Origin of the sequence: Paenibacillus sp. P13VS (genome assembly GCF_015143645.1) — a bacterium.
Taxonomy (GTDB): Bacteria; Bacillota; Bacilli; order Paenibacillales; family Paenibacillaceae; genus Paenibacillus; species Paenibacillus xylanilyticus_A.
Genome location: NZ_WYEV01000001.1, coordinates 185,095 through 201,658, shown reverse-complemented (window position 1 = coordinate 201,658; position 16,564 = coordinate 185,095). Strand labels below are relative to the sequence as shown.

At 46.6% G+C, this 16,564-nt stretch carries 17 protein-coding genes; 11 read left to right on the top strand and 6 right to left on the bottom strand.

Annotated features, from left to right (window positions below; all coding sequences use genetic code 11):
* The first annotated feature begins 121 nt into the window (after positions 1-121).
* The 5 genes from GUA98_RS00845 (at position 122) to GUA98_RS00825 (ending at position 3,403) form a co-directional block, all read left to right on the top strand.
* Positions 122-379: a YolD-like family protein gene (locus tag GUA98_RS00845; RefSeq protein ID WP_095287528.1), complete on the top strand. Its 258-nt coding sequence runs from the start codon at positions 122-124 to the stop codon at positions 377-379.
* Between the two features lie 93 nt (positions 380-472).
* Positions 473-592 carry a hypothetical protein gene (locus GUA98_RS00840; RefSeq protein ID WP_017688846.1) on the top strand — a complete coding sequence of 40 codons (120 nt, stop codon included), beginning with the start codon at positions 473-475 and terminating at the stop codon, positions 590-592.
* 191 nt (positions 593-783) lie between these two features.
* Complete coding sequence (locus GUA98_RS00835) at positions 784-1,287, top strand: ferritin (RefSeq protein ID WP_095287527.1); 504 nt, start codon at positions 784-786, stop codon at positions 1,285-1,287.
* 390 nt (positions 1,288-1,677) lie between these two features.
* Positions 1,678-2,418: a polysaccharide deacetylase family protein gene (locus tag GUA98_RS00830; RefSeq protein WP_193721778.1), complete on the top strand. Its 741-nt coding sequence runs from the start codon at positions 1,678-1,680 to the stop codon at positions 2,416-2,418.
* A 73-nt stretch (positions 2,419-2,491) separates the two neighbouring features.
* Positions 2,492-3,403 carry a hypothetical protein gene (locus GUA98_RS00825; protein WP_193721777.1) on the top strand — a complete coding sequence of 304 codons (912 nt, stop codon included), beginning with the start codon at positions 2,492-2,494 and terminating at the stop codon, positions 3,401-3,403.
* 84 nt (positions 3,404-3,487) lie between these two features.
* Here GUA98_RS00825 and GUA98_RS00820 read toward each other — a convergent pair whose 3' ends face one another.
* The 3 genes from GUA98_RS00820 to GUA98_RS00810 form a co-directional block, all read right to left on the bottom strand.
* Entirely contained in the window at positions 3,488-4,087 is a 600-nt protein-coding gene (locus GUA98_RS00820; protein WP_153978182.1) for a response regulator transcription factor, read from the bottom strand.
* Between the two features lie 2 nt (positions 4,088-4,089).
* On the bottom strand, positions 4,090-5,220 hold the full coding sequence (locus GUA98_RS00815) for a sensor histidine kinase (protein WP_193721776.1): 1,131 nt from the start codon (positions 5,218-5,220) through the stop codon (positions 4,090-4,092).
* 111 nt (positions 5,221-5,331) lie between these two features.
* Complete coding sequence (locus GUA98_RS00810) at positions 5,332-6,390, bottom strand: fatty acid desaturase (protein WP_193721775.1); 1,059 nt, start codon at positions 6,388-6,390, stop codon at positions 5,332-5,334.
* 376 nt (positions 6,391-6,766) lie between these two features.
* On the opposite strand from GUA98_RS00810, the gene GUA98_RS00805 reads away from it, so the two are divergent.
* Positions 6,767-7,606 carry a YitT family protein gene (locus tag GUA98_RS00805; protein ID WP_095358422.1) on the top strand — a complete coding sequence of 280 codons (840 nt, stop codon included), beginning with the start codon at positions 6,767-6,769 and terminating at the stop codon, positions 7,604-7,606.
* Between the two features lie 364 nt (positions 7,607-7,970).
* Here the strand turns inward: GUA98_RS00805 and GUA98_RS00800 are convergent, their stop codons facing one another.
* Together GUA98_RS00800 and GUA98_RS00795 are read right to left on the bottom strand one after the other, a co-directional pair.
* Complete coding sequence (locus GUA98_RS00800; protein ID WP_193721774.1) at positions 7,971-8,558, bottom strand: AAA family ATPase; 588 nt, start codon at positions 8,556-8,558, stop codon at positions 7,971-7,973.
* A 100-nt stretch (positions 8,559-8,658) separates the two neighbouring features.
* Entirely contained in the window at positions 8,659-10,389 is a 1,731-nt protein-coding gene (locus tag GUA98_RS00795; RefSeq protein WP_193721773.1) for an ABC transporter substrate-binding protein, read from the bottom strand.
* A 136-nt stretch (positions 10,390-10,525) separates the two neighbouring features.
* On the opposite strand from GUA98_RS00795, the gene GUA98_RS00790 reads away from it, so the two are divergent.
* The 3 genes from GUA98_RS00790 to yidC all read left to right on the top strand — a co-directional run bounded on the left by GUA98_RS00790 (position 10,526) and on the right by yidC (position 13,400).
* The gene (locus GUA98_RS00790; protein ID WP_193721772.1) at positions 10,526-12,151 is read left to right on the top strand and encodes a DUF4153 domain-containing protein; all 1,626 of its coding nucleotides are present in this window, start codon (positions 10,526-10,528) and stop codon (positions 12,149-12,151) included.
* A 92-nt stretch (positions 12,152-12,243) separates the two neighbouring features.
* Positions 12,244-12,594 carry a hypothetical protein gene (locus GUA98_RS00785; protein ID WP_193721771.1) on the top strand — a complete coding sequence of 117 codons (351 nt, stop codon included), beginning with the start codon at positions 12,244-12,246 and terminating at the stop codon, positions 12,592-12,594.
* Positions 12,531-13,400 carry a membrane protein insertase YidC gene (gene yidC, locus GUA98_RS00780; protein WP_193721770.1) on the top strand — a complete coding sequence of 290 codons (870 nt, stop codon included), beginning with the start codon at positions 12,531-12,533 and terminating at the stop codon, positions 13,398-13,400. Before GUA98_RS00785 ends, yidC begins: the two co-directional genes overlap by 64 nt.
* 123 nt (positions 13,401-13,523) lie before the next feature.
* Here yidC and GUA98_RS00775 read toward each other — a convergent pair whose 3' ends face one another.
* On the bottom strand, positions 13,524-14,630 hold the full coding sequence (locus GUA98_RS00775; protein ID WP_193721769.1) for a helix-turn-helix transcriptional regulator: 1,107 nt from the start codon (positions 14,628-14,630) through the stop codon (positions 13,524-13,526).
* A 128-nt stretch (positions 14,631-14,758) separates the two neighbouring features.
* Here GUA98_RS00775 and GUA98_RS00770 point away from each other — a divergent pair, with 128 nt between their 5' ends.
* Both GUA98_RS00770 and GUA98_RS00765 read left to right on the top strand, forming a co-directional pair.
* Complete coding sequence (locus tag GUA98_RS00770; protein WP_193721768.1) at positions 14,759-15,469, top strand: class I SAM-dependent methyltransferase; 711 nt, start codon at positions 14,759-14,761, stop codon at positions 15,467-15,469.
* The gene (locus GUA98_RS00765; RefSeq protein WP_193721767.1) at positions 15,453-16,550 is read left to right on the top strand and encodes a saccharopine dehydrogenase family protein; all 1,098 of its coding nucleotides are present in this window, start codon (positions 15,453-15,455) and stop codon (positions 16,548-16,550) included. Before GUA98_RS00770 ends, GUA98_RS00765 begins: the two co-directional genes overlap by 17 nt.
* Positions 16,551-16,564 lie beyond the last annotated feature (14 nt).

The window sequence follows — 16,564 nt, the reverse complement described above, 5'->3', positions numbered from 1 at the left end:
GCTCCAAATGACTTCCATGACATTACACGAACGCAAATGAATGGTATACTAATTGAATATGCCCTCGGCAAACAACCCGTGGAATCGGGACGTCGGATTAGCTGTAGAGGAGGCCTCCACATTGGCAAAAGCAAAAGTTGCAAAAAGACCTACCCGGGATGAATTTGAGCTGGAAGAGCTGGGGAATCAATTGGTTGAAGCGTACCATGAGCGTTCGGAAGTGCTGTTGACGGTATGGGGGAAAGAAGAGCAAGTGCAAGGGGTTATTGTGAAGCTGGATTCCCGTACTCGGCTGGTACATGTAGAACACACCGAAGAGGAGTTCATGGCAAAAGTACCTTTTCTCGATATCATGCGGGTGGAATCTCCCCGTTATTAAGAAGTGCAATTTTAAATAATAGGGCATTCGCCCGGTCAAACCCGTTCTTCCTGCATAAGATATCCCATACCTGTTGCAGAGGAGGTACGGTCAATGAGCGAAGTATTAGGTGGAGAAACAAGAGGCTACGGATACGGAGGTTTCACTTCTGTAGGTGCCATTCTGGTTCTGTTCATCCTGTTGGTTATCATCTCCAAAGCGTTCTTGGTATAATTCATTTCTCCAAATGAATGAAGAGAGCTCTGCCATTCCGGCAGAGCTTTCTTTTATTCTGATTCGCTGCACATCTCATATGAAGAACATAAATTCATTCATTAGCTGATTAGGTAGATAATCCATGTCAGTCCAACGTTCATTATGATAGAATAGGACCATTCCTAGAGAAAGCATGAGGTGTGTCGAGCATGAGTAAAGAGCTAACACAAGCATTGAACCAACAGATGAACTTTGAATTTTATTCTGCCCATGTATACCTCGCGATGGCAGCATACTGTTCCAGTGAAAGTCTGGACGGCTTCGCGAATTTCTTCATTGTACAGGCTGAAGAAGAACGATTCCATGGCATGAAAATATACAAGTTCCTGAATGATCGCGGACAACGCGCGACGCTGGAAGCTCTGCCAGAACCGAAAAATGAGTATACTTCCATGCTGGATGTGTTCGAGCACGGATACGCACATGAACAGCAAAACACCAAAAAATTCTACAATCTGGCTGACCTTGCCTTGAATGAACGCGAGCATGCCACAATGTATTTCCTGAAATGGTTCATTGATGAGCAGGTAGAGGAAGAAGCGTTGTTTGACAGCATCATTCAGAAGCTGCGCCGAATTGAAAAAGACAGCAATGCCTTCTACATGCTGGACGCTGAGTTCGGTAAACGTTCATTCACCGCTCCTGCAGAGTGATAGCGAGTTCATAACGTATTCCATGTTCATGGAGTATACCGGTCTACATATGAAAAGTCTGCCTTTGTGCAGGCTTTTTTTTGCTGTCTTTTTTAGTTCTAATGGATCAAAGAAGAAACAACTTCTAACTTGAATCTATCAAATCATTCATAATAGGTTAATGAAACATATGTCAAAAAAGATCTATCCTGACGGGCATGATTTTCACTGCAAATCTATCAATTTCGTTTTATTTCCATGGCTAATCTGACAAAAGTGTAACTCGAACGTAGCATTTGAAGCGAGAATGAGGCGTGTTCTTTTTGTTAGTATTAGGATTATCGCCAAGGGATGCAATGAGAGATTCGAAGACACCCGGGGAAATACGAGACACAAGGGAGATTTATATTTATGCTACATATTCGCAAGTCATTTATTGCTGCACTCGCCATCTTACTTATGATTCCACTCCTGCTGCCTCAGTCGGCATCTGCGAAGCCAAGTGCTTCAAGCTCTGCTGGAGCAAAAGCGAATGCGAAGATCATATATCTTACTTTCGACGATGGGCCTACAGCTCATACAGGACAACTGCTGGATATCCTGGATCAGTATCATGCCAAAGCGACATTCTTTATGCTCGGACCAGAAATGAAGCAATTTCAAAAAGCGACGAAACGTATTGTTGCGGATGGGCATGGCCTGGGACTTCATGGTGTGACACACGTTCCCAGCAAGTTTTATCAATCGGCATATAGCGGCTTAAAGGAAATGCAGCAGGCCAATATGACGCTGAACCAAGTTGCTGGAGTGAAAACAAGTCTGGTTCGTACACCTTATGGCAGTAAGCCATATCTCAAATCATCTTACCGTAAAGTACTGCTTTCTCAGGGTGGATTCCACCTCTGGGATTGGAATGTGGACTCTGAGGATTGGAAATACAAGAAAGATCACCAAAAGGTCTACAACAGTGTAATGAAACAGATCCACACGGTCCAAAAGAGCGGTACAACACCGGTTGTACTCATGCATGATCAGGAAGCGACGTTAAAAGTGCTTCCGCAATTGTTGAAAACATTGAAAGCAGAAGGATACCAGTTCAAAGTTTTGACCAAAAAAGTACAGCCGGTTAACTTCTGGAACGATAAACGTTAATCCAGTTACACTTTATGCAACTTGTAATGAAACTTAATTCACTGGAAATAAAGACATCAAGGAGGCTATCATCATGAAAAAGCAAAAACGTTGGGTTATCATTCCTGTTACCACTGCTGTGTTACTGGCGCTAGCAGGTTGTGGAGGGCAGGATAACAATACGTCAGAGGCAAGCAATACGCCTACCTCGACTTCAGGAGAGCAAACTCAGTCTGGAAGCGGTGGGGCTGATTTTTCGAACACTTCAGAAGGAAACAATGCGGCGGCAGGTACGGCTAATAGTGAAAATAGCTCAGAGGGTACCACCAGTACTTCTGGGGGTGAAACAACCGGAACACAAGGGCAGTCCGGCGTGAACGATGTCCTTCAGGAAATTCGCAGCCAGCTCAAGATGAAGGATGCTGTTCTGCCGACTTCATTCGCCCTGGATAAAGGTAAACATCTGGCAGCTGCCATTCCTGTCAATTCGTCAGATGCTTTCAAAGTAAATTTCTATTCCGTAGATCAATCTATTCCCGTCAATGATGCTTCATTGACGTCTTCCAACAACTCACCAGATGTGCTCGCATCCTATGAAGTGAAAACCTATAAGGATCCGGATAGTTCAGGGATTTTCCCGGATACGGATCTGGATAACATTCCCGATGACATGTCAGTTGATCTGGGACATGGAATCAAAGGCATGGCCGAAGGAGCCGCAGGGAGCCAGTATCTAACCTGGAAGGAAGGCAGATGGACGCTGCAGATCCAATCGGTTTCCGAAGATAAGATGAACAATCCGGGAATTGCCAAGAAAATGGTCGAGTACCTGGAATCACATACCCTACCTGCTCCCAAGGATAAAGGCTTCGTAAACGTAGAATATCCGAGTGGCGGGAAAACAGTGAATGTCACGATCTCATGGCAGGAAGGCAAGCAGATCCATCAGCTGCAAACGAACCAGGTGCCGAATGAAGCATTAGGTATGGTTGCGTCGGTCAAATAATATACGTAAATGAAATAGCTTGGCTGGGAGTGAAAGCTCCTGACCAAGCTATTATTTGTGTCGTAATGGGTTGAAGCGGTACTTTCATTTGAACCAGCCCTTCTCCTTGGAACGGGTGATGGCTTCAATCCGATTGCTTGCATTTAATTTGTTCAAAATGATGGAGATATAGTTGCGGACGGTACCGGTTGTAATAAAGAGGTGTTTGGCAATTTCCTTCGTGTTCTTACCATCAGCCATGAGGCCGAGAACGGCATTCTCTCGCTCCGTAAGCGGATTTTCCTCTACATAGGCCTCGTCCACCAGATCAGGGGCGAAGATCCGGCGTCCGTTCATGACCTGGCGAATGGCTTCAGCCAATTCCTCGATCGGACTATCCTTTAACAGGTAACCTCTTACCCCACCTTTTAGTGCACGTTCGAAATACCCTGTGCGAGCAAAGGTCGTTAAGATAATAACCTTGCAGTTCATTCCTTTCAGTTCCTCTGCTGCTTCCAGACCACTTTTGATTGGCATTTCAATATCCATAAGGCATATATCCGGTGTATGCTCCTGGACGAGTTCAAGCGCCTCCTGCCCATTGCTTGCCCGTCCAACCACTTCCATGTCTTCTTCCAGATTAAGCAGGGAGGAGAGGGCACCCAGCATCATGCGTTGGTCTTCGGCGATGACGATTCTGATCATGTTTATTCCTCCTTGATTGGTTTGCGAACCAGCTTCGGTACCTGAATCATAAGCTGCGTTCCGTCTATATTTGTTCCCGAGCGAATATCCAGACAACCATTAACAAATTCCAGTCGTTCCTTCATGCCAAGAATTCCTGTACCGCGGCGTTCCTTGTTATTACTGTGTTCCATGCCAATTCCGTTGTCATGAACAGTCAATATGTTATCGGAAGGTGTTTCTTTCAGGCTGATGGTACATAGGGTTGCCTGGCTATGCTTGACCACATTTGTAACGGCCTCTTTCAGACACATCCCCATCACATTTTCGTTAAGCTGAGAGGTGTCCTGCAGCTTGGGGTTGCCATCCAGCTTGAACTCGATTGCAGCAGCCTTCAGGATCTGCTCGGCACGGTACAATTCATCAACCAGCTGTGTTCCGCGCATGGTCGTAACCATTTCCCGAACTTCCTTGAGTGCTGTGCTTGCCGTTTGACGCAAGTCGTTTAGCTCCATCTCGGCTTGCTCGGGATTGACACGAAGCAGGCGTTTCGCCAGATCGGTTTTGAGGCCGATCAAGGAGAGTTTCTGTCCAAGGGTATCGTGCAGATCACGAGCGATTCGCTGGCGTTCTTCCATTTTGACCAGATCATCCAGTCGTTTGTTGGCATTCTCCAGCTGTCCCTCCAACTGCTCCCGTTTGTTTTTGTTATAGGTGCTTACCGGAAGAAGAATGGATGCCATCAGACTGATGAATACAAAAGGGAATTGACTAAGCAGCCGGGAGCTCTGAATGATAAACCCGTAATTTATGGTCAGAAAACTGGCCGCCAAATTGACCGTATAGAGCGTAATGAAGCCAGCTTTGTTTTTAATATTTCCAATGAAAAAAGCAAGAAACAGCGAGAAATACGCATAATCATAGGCGATCGTCATGGTAATCGAAATGGCAATCAGAAAACCGATCCACATATATACCTGCCAGCCCTTGGTGATGAAGGCGAGTAAATAACAGACAAAGAAGACTAGAATGATCACAATTCCGGTCACCAGAGTCCACAGTTTCGAGTATTGCGAAATATAATAGAAGGGCAGGATGAAAAAGACGAGCCACACGTACGGATTCAATCCTGTATTTTTATAAAAGAGCTGCATCCACTTTTGAATGAAAATTCTCCTCCTTGCACGACAAAGCGCTGTATTCCAACTTTAGCCTGACTGTAGCACGACTTCAGCCTGAATACAAGAAAACGAATCCGACAGAGTTTAAGGCTTCTCTGTCAGACCCGCTTGATTGGTTACGCGTATAGGTGGCTGAGTATAAGGTTTACGGTATAGCGATTTGATTTCCTTGAAGCTGATAAATCGTTTGGATTCCTCATCCCACAGACGGAAGCGAAGGGCTGCCAGACTGGAACGAAGGGTAATGGTCGTTGCCTTTTGCAGCGGTGGTGTCGCATTATGTGCCTCTTCCAGGTAATAGTTCGGTACACGCGGACTCAGGTGATGCACATGGTGAAATCCGATATTACCGCTGATCCATTGCAGCAGCTTCGGCAGCTTGTAGTATGAACTGCCTTCAACAGCAGCCTTGACGTAACTCCATTCATCCTCATGCTCGAAGTAGGTGTCTTCAAACTGATGCTGAACGTAGAACAGCCAGATGCCGAAGAAGCCGGAGAAGAAAAAGACGGGTGCCTGCACCATAACAAAGGCCTGCCATCCAACCAACCAGGACATGAATGCATAAAGTGCAACGATCAATACCGTAGTCAGATGTGTGTTGATGCGTTCTTTGCGACGAGCAGCCTTGCGGTTAAAACGATATGCAAGCAGGAATACATAGATTGGACCGAGTCCAAACATGACAGCCGGATTACGATAGATGCGATACCACAGCCGTCCCCAAGGGGATGCTGCCTTGTATTCTTCAACTGTCATGACCCAGATATCGCCTACTCCACGTTTGTCGAGATTGCTGCTGGTGGCATGGTGGATGGAATGCTCCGCTTTCCATTGTTGGTACGGAGTAAGGGTCAAGACGCCCGTAATGGTACCCAGAATGTCATTGGCCCGTTTGTTTTTGAAAAAGGAACCGTGACAGCAGTCATGAAAAATAATAAAGGTTCGAAGTACAAATCCGGATGCGACCAAGGCAATCGGGAAGGTTAGCCAATACGAAACGGATAAGCTGTAATAAGCGGCGGCCCACAATAAGAAGAGTGGAAGGATCGTATTTATAATTTGTCGGATACTTAATCGTAGATCGTTTTTCTCGTAAGGGGTAACTTCTTTTTTCAGTGCCATCTCTTTTGCTCTGCTCATGAATGATAGTCCTCCTTCAGTCGTTATAACCAAGCACGGCTATAACCCGGCGTTTCCCCTGATGTATCTTGGAGGGAAGCGTTTTTATCATTGTAAAAGAATCCATTTCATCCGGTAAGTCATAAACGTCAGCCATGTGTAATGATGAATATCAAGGATGGCACATGACATTTGTCATGGTTAGAATCTAGTTCGAGCTCCGGATTTAGCTGCCCAGAAGGCAATTTACCGAATCCTTTGCACATTTCGTGCAACAATTTGTATTATGTATACAAATTTCGCTGGTGACATGGTAGAATCTATCATTGTGAGTGCATATGACAACTTATGAGCCTGCTGGATAGGTTGATTTCTGAAGGATTGGAAGGAATACATGATGAAGAAACGAATAACGGATATTTTATTTATTATGGCGGGGGCATTTTTATTTGCCCTGGCGGTGAATCTGTTCGTCATTCCAAATGATCTTGCTGAGGGTGGCGTAACGGGGATCACCATTATTTTGTATTATCTGTTCGAATGGTCACCAGGTTTAATGAACTTGATTCTGAATGGGATTTTGTTAATTGTGGGTTACCGGTTTCTGGATAAGACCACAACGGTATATACCATTATTGCAGTGGTATTCAATTCCTTGTTCCTGCATCTGACCGAGAGCTGGACAATTGATTCGCATGAGCTGTGGATCAATACGATTTTTGGGGGACTATTTGCCGGTCTCGGGATTGGTTTGATTGTGAGAGTTGGCGGCACAACCGCGGGAACCGTCATCTTGGCGAGACTCGCCAATAAGTATCTGGATTGGAACATCAGCTATGGACTTCTGTTTTTTGATCTGATCGTGGCGTTCTCCTCTTTCTTCATTATCGGGGCACAGGGACTCATGTGTACGATTGTCATGCTGTTTGTTGGAACCAAAACGATGGAGTTTATTATAGAAGGGCTGAATCCAAAAAAGGCGGTTACCATCATCTCGACAAAGCAGGATGCGATTGCGAAGCAGGTCATCGAGAAAATGGATCGCGGTGTAACGGTTCTGTCGGGCCATGGTTACTATACGAAAACACCTAAAGAAATTCTCTATATTGTCATTAGCAAACAGGAAGTTCCCATGTTGAAGAAAATTGTACGTGCTGAGGATGAGATCGCGTTTATCACGATTCACGATGTTCGCGATGTGTTCGGTGAAGGATTTATCGAACTATCCAAAACCTAATATCATGTGGAAGAAAAACCGGAGGCATCATGCCCCCGGTTTTTTTGGTACTAAGAAAGCCCTTCTCCATCGAGAAGGGCGGAAGGCTGGTATTAATGATGATTTCTTTTTCGGATTACACCATATTTAACAGTAACATGACAGTGCTTTTTAACCTTGGTGGGAACATATTTGATTTTAGTTACACAAGTTTTGGTGATCTTTTTGTAATAGCATTTCGTTACGGGTGGATGACATCTATGCTTCTTTCTATTCATTGCGACCCCTCCTGACTAGTGATAGTTCATTCTATGTAAGGGTCATCATTTCGGAAACATATAAACGTCTAAAAGAGTATAAAAAAGTTTACGAGAAATGTATGGCTCTAGTTACCGTACAAGTGTCTCTCAACTTCGGATAGAGCCACATTCACATCTTCCTCTGAATTATCGATATAAACGACGGACGAAGCAGGCAGCGGCCAGGCCACTTGCTTGCGGGCAAGGGAAGCCGTAAAGCTGTCCCAGTTAGCCAGCTTATATTCATCAAGAGGAGATTGTCTTGCCACAATCCGCTTGTGATACAACTCTTCGTTTGCCAAATAAATGTACGCTACGCGAACATCCGTATCTTCCAACGAACGTCCGATTCGGCTGAGCTCTTGCTCAATCCAATTCGTTGTTTCGGTTTCTTTGGTAAACGGTCCGACGACCACGGTATCAATTCCTAATTGAACGTTATCCAGTGCCGCATCCATTGTAATGCGATATCCCAGATCACGACATAAGCGTTTGTATTCAGGTGAATCCCTGTCAGATGGATCCAGTCCCTGAAGCGTCATGATTGCCTCGGCTGCCGGGCGGAGCAGGATATCCATATCTAAGAAGGCTGCCTTATATTTGCGGGAAAGGGCTTTGGCCAGGGTCGTTTTGCCGCTGCCGGCACCGCCGAGAAAGAAAATCAGTTTGCTCATGAGAGTCACCCTCCTTAATAGGGTTATTTTATCACAAAGCAGATGAAACGATGGGTAGACAGAAAAGGACTACTCACGTAATTGTAGTCAAATCATTAGATTAATACCCTGCAACGTCGATAGAGGTGTCAGACTGCGGAAACCAGATATGGCGCAAGTTGACCCAGCCCTGACTATTAAACGAAAGGCCGCGCACAGAAGGCAAATAGGCGGTTTCCACAGGTTTCTCAGATAAATGAAACATCAGATGATGATCCAGCAAAAATTGTTCAATCCGGTCAAGGCCTGCAGTTCGTTCTGTCATTAATGGTGACTCGATAACGGTTTGCAGCATCATCTGCACACGCCATTGTGAGGATTCATCCAGATGCTCCGACAGGGTTAGATAGAGGTCTGTCCTCCGCAATTCTTCATCCTGATCCCGGATCAGGGAGAATAATATGAGATCGGACTCCAGCCGCAGTTGACCTTTGAATTGTTCCATCGTTGCCGTATGAATCTTGCAAGTATATCCGCATTGTTCGAGTTTGGCTGCGATGACAGCAGCATCCTTGCGATATTGTGGAATGGTAGCCAGCTGTAAAGGAATTGACTGATCCTTGACCAAGGGATTATCAGAGGATTGAATCAAGCCAGAGATACATTCGTATAGATGAGTACGTACAGCCGGATCGCTTAGCGGTCCGGTTTTTTGCGTGTTACAAGTGAGCAGCTTGTTCACCATGACACCTGCACTAATCTGTGTCCAGTCAGCCCCCTTAGCGGCAGCTGGATTCGGAACAAGATGGAAGAAAGGCGTTTCCGCTTCGGCATGTTCTCCCCATTCGGTCTCGGCACTCCAGGGAATCTGCAGAATATCCACCCGGTCCAGATGGGCTCTTCCTTGAAAGTAGGCCGGGAATGCTTCCAGTCTGCACAGGTGTTCATCCCATAAGGTCACCTTGAAGGGGCCTGTTCCTACAGGCTTTTGCATGGACGTGGATTCAGCTGACTTGTCATCACCAGGCTTCATGGTGCTGTTCGAAGGGACTATGACTGCACGGCTTGTGGCTAGAAAGGACAGGAATAATTCATGCGGTGCTTTGAGGCGGAAAACTACGGTGAGCGTGTTCAGGGCTTCGACAGACAGAATCTGTTTGCTCACATCCCGATACAATGTCCGTCGCTCGGTAGCCTGCAGCCTGGCAAACGTATGCACCACATCTCCTGCAGTCAATTGTCCTCCATGGTGAAACAAGACACCTTTTCGCAAATGAAAAAGCCAGGTTTTCCGATCTGGGCTAACATCCCAAGTGTGGGCAAGACATGGAACGATGTCCCCTTGCTCATTACGCTGAACCAGCCCATCAAACACATGACTGGTGACAAAGGACTCGGCAAGCAGGTTAATATACAGCGGATCAAGAGCATGAAGCTGCTGCTGCAGTGGCAGTCTCAACGTATCAATTCGTTCGTTATGCTCACCTGCTTCCGTATGATGGCCTGAGTAACCGAGCAGCCAGTGGTTTAAATGCTCCCGCATCATGGTCGAGGTGGAGAAGGCGCGCACCTGTTCAGCGGCTTGATGCAATTCCCGGCGATTGAGGGCTTGCATCATATATTCCGCTGCGATCTGTTCGGCAGGTACGAGCAGCGTGAGTGTTGACCTGCGACCTCGGCCACGCTGGGAGATCCAGCGAATCCAATCGCAGGCCGCCATTTTTTTGACAATGGTAAGCGTATTTCGATGTGTGCAATCGAGCAGTTCTGCGAGCTCGGAGAGTGTAGCTTCATGCTCGGACATATCACCAAAGCGGTTATGTAGCAGCAAATATTGTTGATGCAGTTTCACGATTTCAAGCCTCCTCGGGAAAAGAGCTGTTGGTGCAACCGGACTAAAATAAGAAATTTTATCTCCTATAATTTCTCTTTATCTTCTTATTTTATCATTTAGAATAAAGTCTAGAAAGATAATGGAGGTTTTTCCCATGATTCAGAAAATACTGAATTCACCGAATCGCGCTTTGATTACGCTGTTGTCTGCCTTGATACTGGCGGTTGTTCATCAGTATTTGTTTTATGGAAGAGAGCCAGGCGTATCGTATCTGCTCTTTGTGCTTCTCTTTTATGCATTTATGTATGTGTTTGCGAGGGATCGAATCCGGACATTAACCCTGATTGACGCATGGATGGCTGCAGTCGTACTCATGCTCGCGCTAACCTTTTTACTTTTTGACAATGAACTTCTGCGCGTTCTCAATTTACTGTTCGTCCCCGGTTTGATTATTTTACATATGACTTATTTGGCAGGACGAAAGCGGAAGCAGTGGTGGGATCTCCGAATTATCGGTACCTCCCTGGATCATTTGCTGCCACAATCGATTCGCCACTGGGGGACCATCGGGGGCATTGTGGTAAAAGCGGGGGGACGTGGGATGGAGAAGTCCCAGAGAGCAGTTCTGGTCAAAGTTCTTATTGGACTGGCCGCATCATTCCCGATCCTGATTGTGGTGGTTGCATTGCTGACTTCCGCAGATGGTGTATTCAATCAATATTTGTCCGGTTTTCCGGAATGGTTGAACCATCTGACTCTAACACCCGGATTTCCGAGAATGATCTGGATTATCATAGGCGGCATTTTGCTGTTTAGTTATGTATGGGGATTCGTTCAACCTATGGAGTACGAAGCCGAGAAGAGGGAGAACGCACATTGGAAAAATGAAGCCTTGTTATCACCTGCAGCAGTGAAGGACACCGATCATGTCCATGCAGGCCAGCAGAATACGGAAACTGAATCGAGCAAGACGGGTGAAGCCAAAACCCATGTGCAAGCCATCCGTACCGGCAGGGAGACAGTGAAGCTGGATCCCATCATCGTGGGTACCATGCTGTTCGTTATAAACTGTGTGTATGTGCTGTTTGTTTTTGTACAATTTTCCTACCTGTTTGGAGCAGGGAGTGGGCATCTTCCCTCTGACCTGTCATACGCAGAATATGCCCGCAGTGGCTTTGCCGAACTTGTGCTGGTCACCAGTATTAACTTTTTGATATTGATTGTTGCACTCCAATGTACTAGACCTAGCGGGAGAAGAGCTTCGATTATTCATCAGCTGCTTCTGCTTATTCTTGTGGGATGCACAGCCATCATGCTGTATTCTGCGTTTATGCGTCTTCATCTGTACGAACAGGCTTACGGGTACACGTATATTCGATTCTTGGTACATGCATTCATGATTTTTCTGGCATTGCTGCTTCTCATCGCTGGTTTACGCATTCGATATACATCCATTCCGCTGCTTCGCTGGTACATTGTACTGTCAATTACAGCTTATACAGCCGTCAATTATGTGGGTATGGATAACCGAATCGCCGAGTTGAACGTGGAACGTTACCATAAGACAGGCAGCATTGATACAGCTTATCTGGCGAATTTGTCAGCGGATGCAATTCCGCAGTTACGGAAGTTTGCGCAAGAGGAATTTCCGGCGCTGAAGGATCATTTATTGGAGCGTGAAGCTTACATGAATGAGAGAGAAAACAGCAGTTCCTGGCCCTCTTATAACGTGGCAAGACATCGGGCTGCGAAGGAATTGTCCAAATTGAGAACGGAATAGTGATGGATTATAACATCTGAGCCGTGAATTTATGCAAAACAGATATGTAAGTGTTATAATATAAAAATGAACCTATAAAGGGGGTGAATCCCTTGTTTGAACTTCAGGAGTTATTACCTTATTTATTCTCAATAGGGCTTATTTTCACCGTGAGCTATGCCTACATTGCCCATCTGCACTGTGGATTGACAGAGTACTGGATGGAAGGCGGAGGCGGAGACGGCGTTGAACCCGGACTCCCAACACTGACGCTGGATGGACAGCATAGACCTGAAGATTTAACCAGGATGATCAGACGTAGAGAAGCACCGGATGAAGATGAGCCAGATTGTACATCCTCGTTGGACACATGGAAACCCAATCAACGAGGAGGATATATATGGAACATAAGACAAGCAAGGGGTTCACTTTTACATCTGGCAAGGGACGGATCTATGGGCTGATTGCCATTTTATTTGCAGTCATGCTTTTGGCCGGATGCAGTAACAATGTATCGGAGATTAACGCTTCAACACCTGGATTCTTCAATCACTATATTGTATTTCCGCTGTCGTATCTGATTCAGCACATTGCAACCATCTTTGGTGGAAGTTACGGCGTCTCCATTATCGTGATTACTTTGGTCATTCGGCTTGCGCTGCTGCCTTTGATGATGCGGCAGGCCAAATCCCAGCAGGGGACCCGAGTGATCATGAATGCCATGAAGCCTGAGATGGATGCACTCAAGAAAAAATACGAGGGCAAGAATGACGCAGCAGATCGTCAGAAGCTCTCCCAAGAGACGATGGAGCTGTACAAAAAGCATAATTTTAATCCACTGAATATCGGCTGCTTGCCGATGCTGATTCAGCTGCCAATCCTGTCGGGGATATACACAGCGATTCGGCTAACGCCCGAGTTATCTTCACATTCTTTTTTGTGGTTCAAACTCGGGGCACCCGATTATGTGCTTGCTGTTGTGGTTGCGGTGATCTACCTGATTCAGGCAAAAGTTTCACAGGCCAATATGGCACCTGAACAGCGAAAACAGTTTGCAATTATGGGGTACATTTCACCGCTGATGATGGCCTTTTTCTCTCTGACAGCACCCGCTGCCATGCCGCTCTATTGGACGGTTGGCGGTTCATTCCTTGTCCTTCAGACATTATTGTTCCGTAAACTGTATCCGGTGGAACATCCTCAGGAAACAGTAATTCTGCAGGAGAAGAAGATCAAACCAGCCAAAGGAACCAATCCCGCAAAATCATAGGTATCACTTATCGATAAAAACGCTATGAGAAGCGTATGATGGTAAGGTGTACTTAAGCGAATAGAACAAAAGAAGCGTAATCCATAGATGGATTACGCTTCTTTTATTGTTCTCCGTCATTTCTTAAATGGCACGATCATCCTTAAGTTGGAATCGGGATACGAAATACCATATGAGCTCCCGGCGTGAGTATACGCTTGTCTTGGCGAAAATGGATTTTAAATGATCCTGGACTGTATACGCGGATATATTCATCGCTGCTGCGATTTCTTTGGAAGAGTAGCTCCGCAGCACATATCCGAGCAATTCCCGTTCACGCGCGGATAAACCGTGACTTTCCGCAAGCAGGGGCAGCAAATCCTGCGGCATGGCCTGTTCAAGTCTGACGGCGATCTGATCCGGACCAGTCATCTGCTGCATGCGGCTTGCGTGCAGCACAAGATATCGACCATCCAGGAGCTGTATGCAGACTTTGGAAGGTGACTTTGCTGACAACTCCGAAGATACAGCCGATGATAGCGTCTGGCTCAACAAATGAGAACTAACTGCGCGTACCGGACGAGGCAGAATGTCCGGGCCTACTGACTCAAGCTGCTGCAATTGGGTTAGCCAATATTGTGCTGATTCATTGGATGACAATAACTGAAAGGTATCGGTTATCATTATAAGTCCCGGATCGGCTGGACTTCCTTGTTTGATCTCATCCATAAGTGACAGACTGGTCCTTTTCAACATTCTGGCTATGGAGGTGATCCATTGTTCAATCCATTGCCCTTCCTCTTCCGAGAAGAAAGGCTGATCTGCCTTTCGATAGAGGGTGAGGTAACCCCAACACGTCTCGTCACAGATCAGGACGGCTCGAAGCTCATCCCCGAAACCAGCAGGCTGCAAGATCGAACGATATCGCAAACTTCGTGCGGGCATAGCATGGATCGATGCCTGTAGAAGGGCGATAGGCTTGTTGCTGCGAATCAAGTTTGCATATTTATGTACATCATCTTCCGTATATTCGTTAATGAACAGCCGATCATGTATCGCTTCAATGCCGTTTTCCGTCACAGCACCAGTGGATAACAGGGTCTGTGGGTCCACTGTCGTAAAACAGTATGCATCAAAGGGGACCACGGCTTGGATTGCTTTCAGTACGGCTTCCCTATAGGTTCGGGAGGTCCAGGATCCTTTTTCGAGAGACGTTATGGATGTTCTGCCTTTCTCTAATGCTGACTTCATATCAGGAGTCTCCTTTCCCGCGGGGATATCCCATTGTTCTGGGATTGTAGGCTCATCGTACTCTTTTATAATGAAATTAGACGAATCAGGAGTCAAGTCTAACTTCAACACAGAAGGAGTGTGGCACCATGAACGCAGATCACTCATCCCTGATGAGCTGGAAGACAGCAGATGAAAATCGTTATGAGCAATCCATTTCCCTGAAGATTCCGGGATATTCTCATATGCATGATCTGATGGAGAGGCTGCTGGCTGCATCGTTAACGGATAACAACGAATCTAAGATACTCATTGCCGGTGCCGGAGGAGGGAAAGAGATTACATTGCTGGCAGATAGACACTCAGGGTGGACGTTTACCGGCGTTGATCCTTCCGGGCCCATGCTTCAGTTAGCGAAGCGAAGGGTTGCTGAAACAGGAGCAGATCCAAGAGTGAAACTGGAAGGCATAACGGTGGAAGAATTGCCACTGGATGAGCTATACGACGGGGCAACAAGCATGCTGATGCTGCATTTCCTTCAGGGCATGGAGGCAAAGAGGAAATTTATGACCAGCCTCGCTGAGAGGCTTAAATCCGGAGGACCACTGGTTCTTGCTGCTGTCAACGCTGACCTGAATTCACCTGCCTATAAGGTCATGATGAATGCATGGAGGGAGCACATGTTATGTGCGGGAGTAACAGGGGAAGAATGGGATCGGTTTGCGGCATCCCTGGGAAGGGAGTCTGATCCGATCTCGTCCGAGCAGACCGTGGCGCTGCTCTCTGAATGTGGTTTTACTCATATTACACGCTATTTCGGAGCATTTTGGGTGGAGGGTTATTATGCAATTCGAATCTAATGTTAAGGCAAATAAAGACCAGATCTGGGTCGTAGGCGGTTATGGCCAAGTAGGACAAATGATATGTACCCAGCTCGGGAAATGGTTTCCGGGTAAGGTGTGGGCGGCGGGAACTCGAATGAATCGAGCCGAGGAATTCAGTCGCTCTACAGGGGGGACTGTGAAGCCGCTGCAGCTGGATGTGAGGCAAGCCATTGATCCGGCCATGCTGGAATCCGTCAAGCTGGTTATCATGTGTGTGGACCAATCGGATACACGGTTTGTGAAAGCATGCGCACAATCAGGAACGGATTATATGGATATATCGGCCAAGGTGGATTTTCTTGCTCAAGTAGAAACATTACATAAGAAAATGCAGCGCCATAAGGCAACAGCCATGCTGAGTGTGGGCCTGTCACCTGGCGTGACGAATCTGCTTGTACGTGAAGCGGCTGCTCTATTGGATCAGGTAGATGAAGCAGATATTACCGTCATGCTGGGACTGGGGGAGAAGCACGGAAAGGCAGCGGTGGAGTGGACGGTTGATCAGATGAATGCAACTTATACTGTGATGAAGGGTGGTAAGCCAACTGAGGTCCGAAGTTTCCAGGATGGGAAATGGATTAATTTTGGACCAAAGCTGGGACGCAGAATGGCATATCGGTTTAACTTCTCAGATCAACATGCAGTTGCCCACACGCTGCATATTCCAACCGTGTCTACTCGCCTATGCCTGGATTCCCGCTGGATTACAAGATCCATGGCGATTACAAAGAGAGCGGGGGTGTTCAGCTTGCTGCGTTACCCTTCCATTCGAAACGGAACCGTCAAGGCATTCGCTCTCATTCCCGGCGGAGAAGAGATGTTTGCAGTCAAGGTGGATGCAGCTGGATGGAAACAGGGCAAGCCGGTTCGAGTTGAGCACTTGTTAGTGGGTGAGCGCGAAGCCGATGCGACGGCAGCAGTGGCTGCAGCCGTTGCGGAACGAATGTACCGGACTGAACTGCCCCACGGCGTCTTACATATTGAACAATGTCTCACCCTGCTCGATGTTCAGCATACGCTCCCTTCTCTGCTAAACGTCATGACCGTTATCAAGTGAGCATTCTGCATAGT